This window comes from Stenotrophomonas sp. TWI602, from assembly GCF_039674045.1.
Lineage (GTDB): Bacteria > Pseudomonadota > Gammaproteobacteria > Xanthomonadales > Xanthomonadaceae > Stenotrophomonas.
Genome location: NZ_JBDJMT010000004.1, coordinates 235,783 through 250,872, shown reverse-complemented (window position 1 = coordinate 250,872; position 15,090 = coordinate 235,783). Strand labels below are relative to the sequence as shown.

16 protein-coding genes are annotated in these 15,090 nt (G+C 68.3%); all 16 read right to left on the bottom strand.

Annotated features, from left to right (window positions below; all coding sequences use genetic code 11):
* Positions 1–92: 92 nt before the first annotated feature.
* Entirely contained in the window at positions 93–452 is a 360-nt protein-coding gene (locus ABE483_RS07205; RefSeq protein ID WP_346481413.1) for a hypothetical protein, read from the bottom strand.
* 24 nt (positions 453–476) lie between these two features.
* On the bottom strand, positions 477–935 hold the full coding sequence (gene bcsD, locus ABE483_RS07200) for a cellulose biosynthesis protein BcsD (RefSeq protein ID WP_313209267.1): 459 nt from the start codon (positions 933–935) through the stop codon (positions 477–479).
* A 299-nt stretch (positions 936–1,234) separates the two neighbouring features.
* A complete protein-coding gene (pncB, locus tag ABE483_RS07195) occupies positions 1,235–2,413 on the bottom strand; it encodes a nicotinate phosphoribosyltransferase (RefSeq protein WP_346462881.1) in 1,179 nt (392 codons plus the stop codon).
* A gap of 108 nt (positions 2,414–2,521) precedes the next feature.
* The gene (locus ABE483_RS07190) at positions 2,522–3,358 is read right to left on the bottom strand and encodes a glycosyltransferase family 2 protein (RefSeq protein ID WP_313209263.1); all 837 of its coding nucleotides are present in this window, start codon (positions 3,356–3,358) and stop codon (positions 2,522–2,524) included.
* Positions 3,355–4,221 carry a glycosyltransferase gene (locus tag ABE483_RS07185; protein WP_346466155.1) on the bottom strand — a complete coding sequence of 289 codons (867 nt, stop codon included), beginning with the start codon at positions 4,219–4,221 and terminating at the stop codon, positions 3,355–3,357. Before ABE483_RS07185 ends, ABE483_RS07190 begins: the two co-directional genes overlap by 4 nt.
* Before the next feature lie 115 nt (positions 4,222–4,336).
* Positions 4,337–6,532, bottom strand: coding sequence for a type II secretion system secretin GspD (gene gspD / locus ABE483_RS07180; protein ID WP_346481412.1), 2,196 nt, complete (start codon positions 6,530–6,532; stop codon positions 4,337–4,339).
* Between the two features lie 9 nt (positions 6,533–6,541).
* Entirely contained in the window at positions 6,542–7,330 is a 789-nt protein-coding gene (locus ABE483_RS07175; protein WP_346481411.1) for a hypothetical protein, read from the bottom strand.
* The gene (gene gspM / locus ABE483_RS07170) at positions 7,320–8,069 is read right to left on the bottom strand and encodes a type II secretion system protein GspM (RefSeq protein WP_346462884.1); all 750 of its coding nucleotides are present in this window, start codon (positions 8,067–8,069) and stop codon (positions 7,320–7,322) included. The genes ABE483_RS07175 and gspM overlap by 11 nt, the downstream gene beginning before the upstream one ends.
* Entirely contained in the window at positions 8,038–9,186 is a 1,149-nt protein-coding gene (locus tag ABE483_RS07165; protein ID WP_313209253.1) for a PilN domain-containing protein, read from the bottom strand. Before ABE483_RS07165 ends, gspM begins: the two co-directional genes overlap by 32 nt.
* A complete protein-coding gene (locus ABE483_RS07160) occupies positions 9,183–10,046 on the bottom strand; it encodes a type II secretion system protein GspK (protein ID WP_313209251.1) in 864 nt (287 codons plus the stop codon). The genes ABE483_RS07165 and ABE483_RS07160 overlap by 4 nt, the downstream gene beginning before the upstream one ends.
* Complete coding sequence (locus ABE483_RS07155) at positions 10,043–10,681, bottom strand: type II secretion system protein J (protein ID WP_313209249.1); 639 nt, start codon at positions 10,679–10,681, stop codon at positions 10,043–10,045. Before ABE483_RS07155 ends, ABE483_RS07160 begins: the two co-directional genes overlap by 4 nt.
* Positions 10,678–11,094: a prepilin-type N-terminal cleavage/methylation domain-containing protein gene (locus tag ABE483_RS07150; RefSeq protein ID WP_313209247.1), complete on the bottom strand. Its 417-nt coding sequence runs from the start codon at positions 11,092–11,094 to the stop codon at positions 10,678–10,680. Before ABE483_RS07150 ends, ABE483_RS07155 begins: the two co-directional genes overlap by 4 nt.
* Entirely contained in the window at positions 11,091–11,510 is a 420-nt protein-coding gene (locus tag ABE483_RS07145) for a GspH/FimT family pseudopilin (protein WP_346481427.1), read from the bottom strand. Before ABE483_RS07145 ends, ABE483_RS07150 begins: the two co-directional genes overlap by 4 nt.
* Before the next feature lie 90 nt (positions 11,511–11,600).
* A complete protein-coding gene (gene gspG, locus ABE483_RS07140; RefSeq protein WP_313209244.1) occupies positions 11,601–12,032 on the bottom strand; it encodes a type II secretion system major pseudopilin GspG in 432 nt (143 codons plus the stop codon).
* A 48-nt stretch (positions 12,033–12,080) separates the two neighbouring features.
* The gene (locus ABE483_RS07135; protein WP_346481426.1) at positions 12,081–13,301 is read right to left on the bottom strand and encodes a type II secretion system F family protein; all 1,221 of its coding nucleotides are present in this window, start codon (positions 13,299–13,301) and stop codon (positions 12,081–12,083) included.
* Between the two features lie 37 nt (positions 13,302–13,338).
* Positions 13,339–15,066, bottom strand: coding sequence for a type II secretion system ATPase GspE (gspE, locus tag ABE483_RS07130; RefSeq protein WP_313209242.1), 1,728 nt, complete (start codon positions 15,064–15,066; stop codon positions 13,339–13,341).
* Between the last annotated feature and the right edge of the window lie 24 nt (positions 15,067–15,090).

Sequence of the window (15,090 nt, the reverse complement as noted above, 5' to 3'; positions counted from 1 at the left end):
CCCAACACGGCCGCAGGCAGCGGCATCCCCTTGCATCAGCCGGCCCGTCGCCCCGCCCCGAAAGGGCGTGACGGACGATCACCGGCTACGTTTCAACCCTGGCGCAACCGGCTCAACGGGCTGTGCCCCGGCGTCGCGCTGCGCGCGCCCGCCAAGCGCTGGAACACCTGTTCCAACGGTGTTTTCTGTGCCGGTGCGGCACTGGTCGGTGTCTCCACCGGTGCAGCCTGGGCCGGCGCGATCACCGCTGCGGCACTGGCCACCGGCGGCAGGATCACGGCCGGAATCGGCGGCGGCGCCTCGTCGCGCGGCTTGGCCACCGCGCTGACGCGGGACTGGCTATGAGAGAAATCCCGGTAAGCACGCGTGTCATCGCGGTCCCCCAGACGGTTGAAGAGACCGGCCACGTCGTCGTGGCTCTCTGAATCGGCAGGTTGCTGAAGCTTGCTCATGGCACCATCGAAAGGGGGAAGGATTCAGAACACACGCGACAGCGTGTACGTGGCTACATCAGGATGATCGCTCTGCAGATAGCGCACATCCAGCACCGACATCATCCCGGCGGCGCGGAACCACTGCCGGTACACACCTTCGAGAAACCCGGTGTCCCACCCGGCGCGGGCGCCGAGCACCGCCGACAACGGCGAGGCGGCGTGATGGATGCGCACCTGTTCGGGCGCTTCCTCGAATACGACCAGCCCCCACTCCGTCGACGACCACACGGCGTTGGCCGCATGCTGCAGTTCCTCCAGCGTCGCCACCGCCGGCAGCGCATGGTCACGGCCGAAGCGCTCACCGATACGCGCCATCAGCCGGGACAGCTCGGCATCGGGCAACGCACTGTCGAACTCTTCGCAGAGCGCAAGCAGGAAGCCGCGCCACTGAGGAGAGCACGAATGGGCACGGTAGTAATCAAGCAATGCTGATGAATTCATCTGGAAAGCCTAGACGAACCACGATGCAGAGGCGGTATACAGGCAATTACCGGCATCGATGTCGGTCAAAAGTGTGAACTACGCCTCACAATATTGTGGCACATCTGGCTTTCCTGCATAGCGAGCGCGCTGCGTCGCTTCCTGACGCGCCGCGTCACCCGCGGCCAGTGGGCTGAACGGAAACGTGGAATGCCCGAGGTACCGGGCGGCCGTGACGGCACCCCGTGGCGTCGCCCCTCCCCGGCAGGGCGGGCGAAAAAGTGTGACGCCGCGGCGTATCCACCGCCCGGCCGCAACGCTCAACCCTCGGCCGGCAACTCGAACACCTGGCGCAGATACGCCAGATAACCCGGGTCATCACACATGCTCTTGCCGGGTGAATCGCTCAGCTTGGCGACCGGCTGGCCGTTGCAGCGGACCATCTTGATGACGATGTTGAGCGGGGTCGGGCCCAGGTCATTGGTCAGGTGTGTGCCGACCCCGAAGGCCACCTGGCAGCGGCCGCGGAAGTAATCGAACAGCTGCATCACCTTTTCGATGTTCAACCCGTCGCTGAAAACCAGCACCTTGCTGCGTGGATCCACCCGGCGGCTCTCAAAGTGGGCCAGCATGCGGTCGCCCCAGGTGAACGGGTCGCCGGAATCATGGCGGACGCCGTCGAACAGCTTGCAGAAGTACATGTCGAAGTCGCGCAGGAAGGCGTCCAGCCCGACGACGTCCGACAGCGCGATGCCCAGGTCGCCGCGGTACTCGCGCGCCCAGGATTCCAGCGCCGCCACCTGCGAATCGCGCAGGCGCGGGCCGAGCGCCTGGAACGCCTGCAGGTACTCATGGGCCATCGTGCCGTGCGGGGTCATGCCGTACAGCCGGGCGAAATGCACGTTGCTGGTGCCCACGAACTGCGCACCGAGCGCGTCGCGCAGCATGGGCAGCATCCGCCCGTGCCACTCGCGCGAGTAACGGCGGCGGCTGCCGTAGTCGGCGATCCGGCACAGCTCGAAGCCGGGGGTATCGCGCAGCAGCGCGGTCTTGGCCTGCAGGCGGCGCTCGCCCTCGCTGAAATCCGAGTCGGTGGTGTTGCGGAACCAGACCTCGTTGATGATCGCCAGCAGCGGAACTTCGAACAGGATGGTGTGCAGCCACGGCCCGGTGATGTCCAGATCGATCTCACCGGGTACGGTGGTCGAGGGGCGCAGCGCGATGTACTTGCGGTCCAGGTGGAACAGGCCGAGGAAATCGGCGAAATCCGGTTTGACGAAGCGCAGGCCGCGCACGTAGTCCAGCTCTTCGGCACTGAATCGCAGGCTGCACAGGTGGTCGATCTCGGCGTTGATCTGGTCGATGAACTGCGCCAGGTCGATGCCCGGGGTCCGGCACTTGAACCGGTACTGCACCTGCGCGCCGGGGTACTGATGCAGCACCGCCTGCATCATGGTGAATTTGTACAGGTCGGTGTCGAGCAGGGACTGGATGATCATGCTGGGGATTATGCGCCCGCCACCGGGTACGACCAACGGCCGGTGCCCGCAGCGTGGAATGCGTTCACGGCAGGTATCGCCCCGGTGCCGAAGCGAGTGCGCGGGCCTCTACCGGCGGCGGAGCAGACGCGGCACCTGCGCCAGCGCATGCGCCCAGATCGCGCCCCACACGGCACAGCGCACCGGCCAGGCGCGTTGCGGCGCCTCGAATTTCCGGAAGTAGCGCCACAGCCCCCGGTGCTTGTGCCATTCCACGAAGAACGGCCGTGAGCGGCTGGAGACACCGCGTACATGGGTGACCTGCAGGTCGTTGGCGATCGCGATCACCGCGCCGGCCTCGCGTGCGCGCCGGCACAGGTCCAGATCCTCGGCGTGCAGGCGATAGCCCGCATCCCAGCCGCCGATCCGGTCGAACAGCGCGCGCGGCATCAACAGCAGGGCGCCGGACAGGGCCGGCACGACCTGCAGCGGCTGGCTGCGGTCAACCGGGATCGCCAGCTTTCCGCCCTGCCCGGGGTTGCGCAGCATCGCGGCGAAATCCGGGTCTCGGCGTCGCACCGCATCGTCCGGGCGGCCGTCTTCGTCGACCTGTTCCACGCCCAGCAGGCAGTCACCCAGCGGCAGCGCGCGTTCGCGCAGCAGGGCCAGGGTATCGGGACCGACCATCAGGTCCGGGTTGATGAAGGCCAGCCAGGGTGCCTGGCTGTCGGCCACGCCCTGGTTGTTGGCCGCCGCAAATCCGGGGTTGTCCGGATTGGCGATGAAGCGCACCCGCGGATCGGCGCTGGCATGGCGCTGCACGATCTCCAGGGTGCCGTCGGTGGAATCGTTGTCGACCACGCGGATTTCAGCGATGTCGCGCGCCTCGCGCAGGCGCAGCAGGCAGGCGTCCAGCGTGCTGGCGCTCTGGTAGCTGACGATGATGGCGGCGATGGCAGGGCTCAAACGGGCGGCTCCGGGGCGGCAATGACAGGCGGCGCGAACAGATCGCCCTGCGCCTTGGGCATTATCGCCTGCCGGTGGTGTTGCTGCAGGTCGTGGCGTGCCTGCTGCAACGGATCAGCCATCAGAAAGCCGGCCAGCCGCGGCGGCCAGGCCGGCCAGCGCGTCGCCAACGCCTCCATGTCGCCCTCGCCGGTCACGCCTTCGGCCACGCGGGCGACGAAGGCAGTCTCGCACAGCGCGTTGCGCCAGCCGAGCCCGGCCATGCGCAGGCTGAGGTCGATCAGCGCCGCGTTCCACGACGCGTAGCTGTGCATGTCCAGCCCGCCGGCCTTGCGCCGGGCATTGCCGCGCAACAACACAGCGTGGGTCACCGCCGAAGGCAACTCGGGATGCAGCGGCGGCATCGCCGCGCAGGCCTGGGCCAACGGCACCAGGTCCAGATCGTCCGGCAGCGGATTGATCTCGCCCAGGCGCGGCCAGGCGGCCGTCTCACCGGCATTGCACCACGGCGTGGCCGAGCCGATCGAGGCATCGCGGGCCAGGCAGGCCTCCAGCTGCTGCAGCCAGCCCGGTGCCGGGATCGCATCCGGGGCGAGCACCACCACGTCGGCGCCGGTACACGCGGCGAGCATTTCATCCAGATGGGCGACTTCGCCGATCGCCCGGGCACGGCGGGTGTACTCGGCCTGCAGCGGCGTCTGTGCCAACCAGTGTTCGATCACGGCCTGGGCGCGCGGGCCGGCCTGGCCATCGTCGGCCAACCAGATCGCGGTACCGGGCGCGGTGCCGGCATCGAGCGCGGCCAGGCAGCGGTCCAGCGCGGCATCGTCGACCCCGATCGGCAACAGGATGACCGTGCTCATGCCGACCTCTGCGTGCTGCCGTCTTCGCCGTGTCGCTGTGTCATCGCAGGCTCCCTTGGGCGCGGCCAGCGTAACAAGATCGGCCCCTGCGGTGACAGCAGGGGCCTGGCATCGCTCAGCGCTTGCCCTTGCGCTCGGGGAACGGCTCCATCGCACGGAAGCGGCTGCTGTACTCGTCGGTCAGGTTCCGCGACTCCTGTGCGTTGCGCACGATGGTCGGGGTCAGCAGCACGATCACTTCGGAGCGTTCGGACTTCAACGTCTTCCGGCCAAACAGCGCACCGATCACCGGCAGCTTGCTCAGGCCCGGAACGCCACTGGAGCCGTCTTCGCCGGAATCGGTGATCAGGCCGGCGAGCATGATGGTGTCACCGCTCTGCACCGCCGCTTCGGTGGAAATCTTGCGGGTATTGATCGGCGGGTTGCAGGTGGTGCGGGTCGGGTCGCAGCCGCTCGGGATCGCGCCGGCCGAACTGACCTCCTGCACGATGTCCAGGAACACCACGCCATCGCGGGTGATGCGCGGGCGCACTTTGAGGATCACGCCGGTATCCAGGTACTGGACCTGGCTGTAGGTGTTGTCGCCGCCCACGCCGGTATTGACCGACACCGAGTTGATCGGGATCTGGGTGCCCACGTTGAGGGTGGCTTCGGCGTTGTTGCGCACGAACAGCGACGGGGTCTGCAGCAGACGCAGGTTGCTGACCTTGTCCAGCGCGCTGACCACCGCGGCGGCGTTCTTGCCGAGGAAGGTCCAGCCGACTCCGTCACTGCCGACCGAGCCGGAAATGCTGCCCCAGATCGAACGGCCAAGCGCGCTGGGCAGGTCGATGCCGCTCTCGGTCTTGCCGGTGGCCACGGCCTGCTCGAAGAACCAGTTCACGCCGTAGCTGAGATCGCCGGTCAGCGCGACCTCGGCCACCTGCGCTTCGATGTGGACCTGCATCGGCATCACGTCGAGCTTTTCGATCACCTCGCGGATCGAGCGCCACGCCTGCGGGGTGGAGCGCACCAGCAACGTGTTGGTTTCCTCCACTGCCGAGACACCGACCGTATCGCCCTGCACCTCCAGGCTGAAGCTGGCGTTGCCGGACTGGCGCTGCGGCAGGCTCATCGTGCCCTCGCCCAGCCCACCGCGGCTGCCGCCGTTGCTGCTGCCGGTGTTGGAGAAATTGCTGTTGCTGTTGCCATCGCGGCTGCCGATGTCCATCGGCGACGCGCCCGGCGCCAGCGAACTGCTGCCGCGGCCGCCGCGGCCGTTCTCATTGGCGAAGGCCTCGGCCAGACGCTCGGCCAGGTCCTTGGCCTTGACGTAGCGCAGCTCATAGGAGAACAGCCGCGCGCTGCCACCGGCGGTATCGATGCGGTCCAGCCACTGCTGGATCTGGTCGAGATAGCGCGCCTGCGGGGTGATCACCAGCACCGCGTTGGCATTCTCCAGCGGCAGGAAGCGGAACATGCCGGCGCTGGGAGTTTTACTTTCCTCGCCGAACACCTTCTCCAGATCGGCGGCGACCTGCTCGGCCTTGCCGGACTGGATCGGGAACACGCCCACGGACATGCCCGAGAGCCAGTCCACGTCAAAAATCTCGACCGTGCGCAGGTAGTTCTCCAGTTCGCTGCGGGTACCGCCGAGGGTGATCACGTTGCGGCCGTTGTCGACGTTGACGATCGCGTTCGGGCGCGCGTAGGGCTCCAGCACTTTCTTCATCTCGGTGGCGGAGATGTACTGCAGCGGCACCACGCGCACTTCGAAGCCACGCGCATTGGCCGGCGAGGCGGTGCTGGGGGATACGGTGCCCGCCAGCGCCTGGTCGGCGGCCACGATGTTGTAGCGGCCTGCGCTGTAGACCATGCGTGCGTTGTTCCAGCCCAGCACCATTTCCAGCAGGTTCAAGGCCTGCGCCGAGGAGACCGGCTTCGGCGTGGCCAGGGTCACGGTACCCTGCACGCCCGGCGCGATCACATAGTTCTGGCCGAGGAAGTCGCCGAGGATCGCCTTGACCACGGCGTGCACCGATTCGCCTTCGAAGTTGAAGGTCGCATTGCCGGTGGAGGCATTGCCCAGCGACGGCTGCGGCGCCGCGGCGGCGCTGCGGTTGATCATCGTGCCGGTGCCGCGGCGGATCACCGCCTGCGGTGCACTGCTGGTTCCCAGTGGCTCGGCATCGACGCCTGCGTGGGATCCATCACCGGCGACCACCTGGTGGCTGTCGAGGACCGCATCGCGGCGCACCTCCGGCGCGGGCACGGTGGTGCAGCCCACCAGCAGGGCGACAAGGAAAGACACGGGGAAAAGGCGCAGGGTCATGCTGTCACTCTAAGGGTTGTGGCCGGAGCCGCCCGCGGGCGGTTGCTGCGACTGCTGTTGCTGTTGTTGCTGCAATTGCTGGCGGCGCGCCTGGATGCGTTCGCGGATCGACTTCATCTGGTCTTCGCTGGGGCCCTGCGCGTTCTGCGCGGGGGCCGCCGCATTCGAGGGCGTCCCTGCCTGCGCCGCAGGGGCTGCGGCCGGTGGGGGCGCGGGCATCGGCGCCGCCGCGCCGTTGATCGGTCGGGCGCCGGTACCGGCCGGAGGAACGCTCGTGAGCGGCGTGGCGCCCAGCACGGTGGGGGGCTCGCCGCCCTGCCCGTTGAACACCGGCAGTTCCAGCGTCTGGGTGCCACCCGGCCCGCTGACCGTGGCCCGGCGTGGTTCCAGCGCCAGCAGCTGCCAACCGTTCACCGCCTCACCGTTCAAGCGCAACCGCAGCGACTGGCGCTGATCGGTGGTCAGGATGGCCATGGCGAAGTCAGGCGTGAGCAGTACGCCGGTCAGCGAAACGCTGCTGGCGGTGCCCTGCTCGGTGCCGCCGAGCAGATACGGGCGCGGCTGCCGGTCTTCGGCGAACAGCGGCCGCGCACCGATCTGTGCGTACGTGCTGGCCGAGGCCATGCGCTCCGGTGCGGCCGGTGCCAGCTGCGGCAACGGCCCGGGGCCGATATCGCCATCCGTGGCCGGCGCGATACGGCTGCCCAGCCCGAACAGCGTGGCGATCCAGATCGCCAGTGCCCACAGCGCGATGCCCCCCAGCCACCAGGTGCGCAGGCCGGCTGCTTCAAGCTTCATGCTCGACCTCCTCGGCAGCGTCCGGTGCCGGCGCGGGCTCGGCCGCATCGCTGGGCAGGGCTGCACCTGGGTCAGCGTTCTGCCCAGCGTCCTGTCCCGCCGGCAGCGGAAGGGGGGGCGGCACCGGCGCACCAGGCTCCAGCGCGGCGCCCGGGCGCAGATAGCCGACCAGTTCGAACGACACGTCCAGGCCGGTGCCGGTTTCACTTGGCGATTGCTGGAAGCGCTGCGCCAGCAGATTGAGGTTGTCCACGAACAGGCGCGGCGTGCCGGTCTCCAGCGTGTGCAGCACCGCGGCCATCTCCGGCACGCCGCACCGCAGGCGCACCTGCAGGGCCACGCGCGGGAAGGCCGGTTCGCGACTGGCATCCGGCAGTGGCGTGCGATTGCTGATCGTGCAGCTGCGATTGCCCGGGCTGGCGGAGGCCACCGCATCCTGCAGGCGGCTGGAGAGCGCGGCAGCCGCCGATTCGGCCGTGGCTTCGCGCAGGAAGCCGGGGCGGCCCTCGAGCGCCGTCTGCACCTCGCTCAGTTGGGTAGCGATCTGGCCGCGCTGCGCCAGCTGCGCCTGTACACGCTGCTGACGCTCCTGCACCGTTGCGATGTCGGCATGGATCGCCAGCAGCGGGCGGGTCAACCACGGATGCACCAGCAGCAGGTAGGCCACCGCGATCACCGCCAGCAGCAGGCCCAGCGCCAGCCAGCGATCACGGCGCGTCGGTTGTGCTGCCATCGGCAACCTCCTTGGCAGGCGGCATCGCGCCGGGCAACGGCTGCAGCTCGGCAGTCAGCGTGAAACGGTCGCGGCCGCTGGTCGCCCCATCGGCCTGCAGCACGCCGGTCAGGTTGACCTTGCGCCACAGCGGCGAGTCCTGCAGCAGCGGCACCAGTTGCGAGGCTTCGCGGCTGAGCCCGATCAACTGCAGCGTGGTGCCCTCGATCGACATTTTTTCCAGATAGGTGCCATCGGGCAGCAGGCGGGTAAGTTCATTCCATATCTCCACGGTGCTCGCATGCTCGGCACGCTTGCCCTCCAGGAACGCGGCGCCTTCCACCAGACTCTGCAGTTGCTGACGTTCGGCGGCAACCCGCCGCGCATCACGCGCGGCGGCATCGACCTGCTCACGCAACTGGTCCGCCGCGGCCTGGCGATTGTCGATCAACTGATGGCCGGCCAGCGCAAGCAGCACGACCGCGCCCACGGCCAGCAGCCAGTTCCAGCGCGCCATCGGGTCGCGATACGGCTGCCGCTGCGCGACCGGCAGCAGATTGACGTCCAGCGGCTGGCCAGTGGCATCCACCGCATCGACGCCGGCCACGGCCTGCGCCCACGGCCCGGCCTGCTGCGCCCACTGCTCCAGCTGCACGCGCGGGATCACCACCAGCTCGACCTGCAACTGGCCATCCGGCAGCGCGCCCAGCTCGCGCACGTCGTAGCTGACCTGGCTGGCATCGAAGGGGGTCTGCCGATCAATTTCAAAACCGACCACATCGCGCAGCCGCTCCGCGGCCGCCGCGGGCAGCCGCAGCGGGCGCCGCAACACGCTGCCGGCGGGCAGCAACCAATGCCGCGGCAAGCTGCGCAGGCGCGCGTCCAGCACGGTATCCAGGGTGGCCGGCGATACCGGCCAGGGCAGTTCGGCGATCGCCTCGATCTGCTCGCCCGTCTGGCGCTGCAGGCGCAACACCTCACCATCGCGCTGCAACAGCAGCCGCGAGCGCGACCAGCCCATCGCCCATTGCCACCGCACCGGCAGCCAGGCCAGCAACGATTGCCGCCACCAGCGCAGGCTGCTGCCCACGCCAGGCGACAAGCGCCCGCGGGCCCGCACCAGACTGTCACGCCATGCCGTCATCTTGCTGCCATTCCCTGTTCCCAGCGAAGTACTGTGTATGCCGTTCCCGGCGTGCCTGCCGACCCCATCCTCACCACGGCGCGCAGTACCGATATCCGGCCGCGTTCGTCCGTGGCGCGACTCTCGATACTATAGGTGCCGCTGCCACCTGCAAGCGGTGCGGTCGGTAATCCCGCGTCATCTGCCGCCGCCGCACGCTCGCGCTCGGCCAGCAGGCGTTCGGCGTCCAGCCCCAGCGCGGTCAACACCGGGCCAGCCGCGAAGCGTGGATCGGGCCGCGCCTGGCGGCTGTACAGGGTCAGCATCGGCTCGATCCGCGCATACAGGTCCGCCTCCATGCCCAGCACGCGCTGCAGCTCGCCCACGGTCTCGAAGCGCGCGTTGCGTGCGCCATACGGCAGGCCGGCCGCGACGTAATCCGGCGTCTCCGCGCCACCACCAGGCTGTTTGAGGCTGTCGGCGTCGCGCCAATCGACGATGGCACCGGCCAGCTGCTGGGCGCGGCCAGGTTCCTCTCCCATTGCACGAAGGAAGGCGGTGAGGAAGCTGGCATCGGCCAGATTCAGATTCACTTTGCCGTTCTCATCCAGGATCGCCAGATCGATCCGGCGGTCATCGAAGCTCCACCGGTAGCGGCGGCCATCGGCCACCCATGCCGGCTGACTGGCGCGGGGCTGCAGACGATGCAGGGCATATTCGAGCCCCGCGCGCGCGTATTCCTGGCCGATGGCATCATCGCCAATCACGCGCTGCTGCATGTGCTCCACGCGTGCGCTAAGCGCGAATGCGCCGATCACCGCCGTGAGCAGCGCGATCAACCACAGCACCAGCACCAGCGCGGCACCGCGCGCCGGCCTCATCGGCGATCTCCGCGCGGTGGCGGGAGCGCCGCGATCATCGGTGGCCACGCCGGTCCCTGCAGCGGGACGATCTCGATCGAGACCAGCAGCGGCAGGCGGCGGGTGTCCTCCCAGCGGTCCAGCCATTCGGTCAGCTGGCCGGTGCGCGGATCGGTACCGCGATAGCGGAAGCGCACGTCGCGCAGCTGATCGGCCAGCATTTCCGGCGGCCGCGGTGGATCTTCTTCGATCGCCTCGCCGTTCTGCAGCAGGGTCAGCCCGACCTCCAGCTGCTCCTGCCCACCCGCACGACGGACCTGCAGCTCATGCGCATACGGCCCGCCGCGGCCGAGGTAGCCAGGCAGATCGGAGACAAACAGCATCCGCTGCGGCTCGCCAACGAAGTACACCGGGTCGCGGGTGGGATCCGGCGGCGAGGTCGCGATGACCAGCGCGGTCGACAGGCGACGCCGCAGAAAGCCTTCGACCGCGCGCATGCGCTCGTTCTGGGCGGCCATGCGCTCGCCGCGCTGGCTGATCGCCATGGCCGAGCGCACGGTGGCGAAGGCCAGCGCCAGGCCGCCGACCAGCAGCGCGGTCGCCAGCAGGATTTCGATCAGGGTGAAGCCGCGGGCACGGCGCGCGCGCCGCGTCATCGCGGGGTGCCCGGTACCGGCGGCAACACGCGCAGGCTGCGCCATTGCAACTGCTCGCCGTTGCCTTCGCCCCAGCGCACCTGCAGGGTGATCTGCGCCAGGGTCGGGCCGCCAACATCGGTGGCCACCGGCGCGGTGGTCGTGCGTGGCTCCGCGTACGGTTCCACCTGCAATCGCCAACGGTACTTGCCCTGCTCCCACTCGCCCTGTGTGCTGCCCTCCTGAAGCGGAGCCTCCACGCCGGTACTGGCCAGCAGCGACTGCGCATACAGCGTGGCCCGGCTGCGCACGTCGGCCTGACCGACCTGACGCGCCGCACCGGACAGGCTGCCCAGCAGCAGGGTCAACGCCAACGCCAGCAGCGCGAAGGCGATGATCACCTCCAGCAATGAATAGCCGCGCTGACGCTTCATCCGCCCTCCCGGCGCGGACCGGCACGGACTTCGCCGGTGATCCAGCCGACGTGGATCTCCCACACCGCGCCGCGCGTGCTCAGGTCGATGCTGCCGCCACTGGCCGCGCCGTCGGCGAAGAAGGCGATGCTGCCCTGCCCCGGCGCGATGCTGAGCTGGCTCGCCCCGCGGAACTGGACGTCCAGCGCGGCGGGAATCTGCCCGTGGCGCCCATTGGCGGCCTGCCACGTCCTGGCACGCGGGTCGATCACGAAGCGCTGGGTCTGGCCGGTGGCGATGGCCTGCGTGCGCGTGTAGCGCAGCTGGGTGGCGATTTCCTTGCCGGCGTTGCGCAGGCGCATGCCGTCGATGCCACCGTTCATCGCGGTGGCGGTCACCACACCGATGATGGCGATCAGCGCCACGACCAGCAGCATCTCCAGCAACGACAGACCGCGCACACGGGTGCCCGTGGGCACGCGATGCGGCGGTCTGCTCGGCATGGGCCACAGCGCTCCCACTGCCGATTACTCGTACCGGATGTCCGCGTCGTAACTGCTGCCACCGACCTTGCCGTCCTTGCCCAGGCTGATCAGGTCGTACGGCTGGCTTTCGCCCGGCACGCGGTACTCCAACGCATGACCCCACGGGTCATTGAGGTCGGCCGGCTTGGCGTACGGCCCGAGCCAACCCGCGCTGCCGCTGGGCTGGGTGACCAGATCATCCAGTTTGGCCGGCAGCTTGCCGGTATCGAGCTGATAGTTGTCGATCTTGCCGGCCATGGTCTGCACCTGTGCCTTGGCGATGTTGGCCTTGCCACGATCGGCGCCGCCGAGCACGCGGCTGCCGACCAGGGTCAGCACCGCACCGATCAGCACGATCACGATGATGATCTCCAGCAGGCTCATGCCGGACTGGTGGCGCGCGGAAGAAAAGCGGGTCAGGCGACGGCGTTGCATATGGCAGGCTCCTTGCATCGAATCGTTGGGGTATTCACCAGCGGCCGGTCAGCCGATGGCATTGGTCAGGTCGTACAACGGCACCAGCACGGCCACGATCACCAGGCCGACCACCGAAGCCAGCACCAGGGTGATCACCGGCACCAGCGCCGACAGCAACCGGTCGATCGCGCGCGCGCTTTCCTGTTCGAACGTATCGGCGGTCTTGAGCAGCATCGTATCCAGCGCGCCGGATTCCTCGCCGACCTGGATCATCTGCAGCGCCAGCCGCGGAAAGCGTTTGCCGCGCGCCAACGATGCCGACAGGCCGTTGCCGTTCTTGACCTCGTCACTGGCTGCATCGACATCGGCGGCCAGCGCGCGGTTGCTCAGCACGTTGCGCGCGATGCCCAGGCCGGACAGCAGCGGCACGCCGTTGCGCAGCAACGTGCCCAGGGTGCGGGCCAGGCGCGCGGTTTCCAGCTTGGCCAGCAGCGGGCCGATGCCGTTGCGTTGCAGCAGCCAGCCATCCATGGCCAGGCGCGTGGCCGGTTGCCGCAGCCGCCGCTCCACCACCAGCGCGATCACGGCCGGTACCACGATCATGATGATCCAGCCTTCGCGCACGACCAGGCCGGCGGTGAGCACCCACTGGGTGAACCACGGCAGCGCGACATCCAGGCTTTCGTACATCAGCGCGAACTGCGGCACCACGTAGCCCAGCAGGAACAGCAGCGCACCGCCGACCACCGCCAGCAGGATCGCCGGGTAGATCAGCGCGTTGATGACGCGGCCTTTCAGCTCAGCGCTGCGCTCCAGATAATCCGACAGCCGCTGCAGGGTGTCGTGCAGGCTGCCACCGGCTTCACCGGCGCGCACCATGTTGATGTACAGCCGCGAGAACAGCCCGTGCTGGCGCTCCAGCGCGGTGGAGAGCGGCGCACCGCCGCGCACGATGTCGCGGATGTCGGTTACCACCCGGCGCGTGCGCTCGTCTTCAGGCAGTTCCAGCAGGATGCTGAGCGCACGGTCCAGTGGCTGCCCGGCACCGAGCAGCGTCGCCAGTTGCTGGGTGAACTGCACCAGCCCACCGCCGTCGAACGGTTTGCGACGCAGCAGCGCCGCCCAGGATGACGCCCCTGCGACACCTTCGCTGGCCAGGCGCGCCTCCATCGGCATGTGACCCTGGTCCTGCAGGCGCGCGGCCACCTCGACTTCGCTGGCCGCGTCCATCTGGCCCTCGAACAGTTCGCCATGCGCGTTGAGCGCCTTGTAGCGGTACTGGGCCATGCTCAGCCGCCCACCGGGTGCCGACCGCATGCACGCATCAGGATTCCTCCGTCACGCGCAGTACTTCTTCCAGCGTGGTGTGGCCCTGCAGGGCCTTGGACAGGCCATCCTCATACATGGTGCGCATGCCGGCCGCGCGCGCGATCTGTTCGATCTCGCCCATGCCGGCGCGACGCATCACCGCGCTGCGCAGCGCATCGTTCATCACCAGGAACTCGACGATGGTGGTGCGGCCGAGATACCCGGTGGGCGCGATCGCCGAGGGCTGTGCACGGTAGAGGAAAATCTCCCCCTCCGGCTGCAGGCGGCGCAGGCCGAATTTGTCGATCTCTTCCGGTGAGGCACGGTAGCGCTGCGCATGCTGCGGCTCCAGCCGGCGCACCAGGCGCTGGGCGAGGATGCCGTTGATCGTGGAGGTCAGCAGATAATCTTCCACGCCCATGTCCAGCAGGCGGGTGATGCCGCCGGCGGCATTGTTGGTGTGCAGGGTGGAGAGCACCAGGTGGCCGGTGAGCGCGGACTGGATCGCGATGCGGGCGGTTTCCAGATCGCGCATTTCGCCAATCATGATGATGTCCGGATCCTGGCGCACGATGCTGCGCAGCGCATTGGCGAAATCCAACCCGATCTGCGGTTTGGCCTGGATCTGGTTGATGCCTTCGATCTGGTATTCGACCGGATCTTCGACAGTGATGATCTTGACGTCGGCGGTATTGAGCTGGCTCAGCGCGGTGTACAGCGTGGTGGTCTTGCCCGAGCCGGTGGGGCCGGTCACCAGCAGGATGCCATGCGGCTGCTCGAGCACCTTGCGGAACTGCGGCAGGAATGCCTCGGTGAAACCCAGCCGATGGAAATCGAACACCACCGTATCGCGGTCGAGCAGGCGCATCACCACGCTTTCGCCATGCGCGGTGGGCACGCTGCTGACACGCAGATCGAGCTCCTTGCCCTGCACGCGCAACATGATGCGGCCGTCCTGCGGCAGGCGACGTTCGGCGATGTTGAGCCGCGCCATGATCTTGATACGGCTGATCACCGCGGCCGTGAGATTGACCGGCGGGCTTTCCCCTTCGATCAGCACGCCATCCACGCGGTAACGCACTTTCAGGCGATTCTCGAACGGTTCGATATGGATATCCGAGGCGCGCAGTTCCACCGCTCGCTGGATGACCAGGTTGACCAGCCGGATCACCGGCGCTTCGGAAGCCAGATCGCGCAGGTGTTCGATGTCGTCGACCGCAGCGCCCTCCCCGTCGGCGGTCTCGATGATCGCGCCCATCGCGCTGCGGCCCTGGCCAAACCAGCGCTCGATCAGATCGTCGATCTCCGAGCGCAGGCCCACGTGCAGGCGCACCGGCAGGCCCATCGCCAACTGCACCGCATCGGCCGCATACGGGTCCTGCGGATCGGACAGCCACAGGTCGAGCACGCCGTCCTGGAGGACCAGCGGACAGACATGGAATTGTTTGAGGAAACGCAGCGTCAACGGCAAGCCATCGAGCAGCGCTTCGGGTGGCGCTTCCGGCACGGCCTTGGCATCGAGCAACGGCAGGCCGAGCACCTCGGCACAGGTCTGTGCATGGTCCCGCTCGGAGACCAGCCCCAGCCGCACCAGCAGACCGAGCAGGCTGCCGCCGGACTCACGGTGCAGCGGACGCGCGCGGGCCAGGTCGCTGTCCTTGAGCCGACCTTTCTCCAGCAATACCCCGACGATGCGGGATTCGGCGGTGGCTTCTGCAGTGGGATCCTGGGCAACCGCGTTCAAGCACTTTCTCCTGGCAACCGCTGC

What these genes read in the sequence shown, in the direction of transcription:
- ABE483_RS07205 (WP_346481413.1), bottom strand. Translation starts at nt 452, where the DNA reads ATGAGCAAGCTTCAGCAACCTGCCGATTCAGAGAGCCACGACGACGTG.
- bcsD (WP_313209267.1), bottom strand. Translation starts at nt 935, where the DNA reads ATGAATTCATCAGCATTGCTTGATTACTACCGTGCCCATTCGTGCTCT.
- pncB (WP_346462881.1), bottom strand. Translation starts at nt 2,413, where the DNA reads ATGATCATCCAGTCCCTGCTCGACACCGACCTGTACAAATTCACCATG.
- ABE483_RS07185 (WP_346466155.1), bottom strand. Translation starts at nt 4,221, where the DNA reads ATGAGCACGGTCATCCTGTTGCCGATCGGGGTCGACGATGCCGCGCTG.
- gspD (WP_346481412.1), bottom strand. Translation starts at nt 6,532, where the DNA reads ATGACCCTGCGCCTTTTCCCCGTGTCTTTCCTTGTCGCCCTGCTGGTG.
- ABE483_RS07175 (WP_346481411.1), bottom strand. Translation starts at nt 7,330, where the DNA reads ATGAAGCTTGAAGCAGCCGGCCTGCGCACCTGGTGGCTGGGGGGCATC.
- ABE483_RS07165 (WP_313209253.1), bottom strand. Translation starts at nt 9,186, where the DNA reads ATGACGGCATGGCGTGACAGTCTGGTGCGGGCCCGCGGGCGCTTGTCG.
- ABE483_RS07160 (WP_313209251.1), bottom strand. Translation starts at nt 10,046, where the DNA reads ATGAGGCCGGCGCGCGGTGCCGCGCTGGTGCTGGTGCTGTGGTTGATC.
- ABE483_RS07155 (WP_313209249.1), bottom strand. Translation starts at nt 10,681, where the DNA reads ATGACGCGGCGCGCGCGCCGTGCCCGCGGCTTCACCCTGATCGAAATC.
- ABE483_RS07150 (WP_313209247.1), bottom strand. Translation starts at nt 11,094, where the DNA reads ATGAAGCGTCAGCGCGGCTATTCATTGCTGGAGGTGATCATCGCCTTC.
- ABE483_RS07145 (WP_346481427.1), bottom strand. Translation starts at nt 11,510, where the DNA reads ATGCTGCTGGTCGTGGCGCTGATCGCCATCATCGGTGTGGTGACCGCC.
- gspG (WP_313209244.1), bottom strand. Translation starts at nt 12,032, where the DNA reads ATGCAACGCCGTCGCCTGACCCGCTTTTCTTCCGCGCGCCACCAGTCC.
- ABE483_RS07135 (WP_346481426.1), bottom strand. Translation starts at nt 13,301, where the DNA reads ATGGCCCAGTACCGCTACAAGGCGCTCAACGCGCATGGCGAACTGTTC.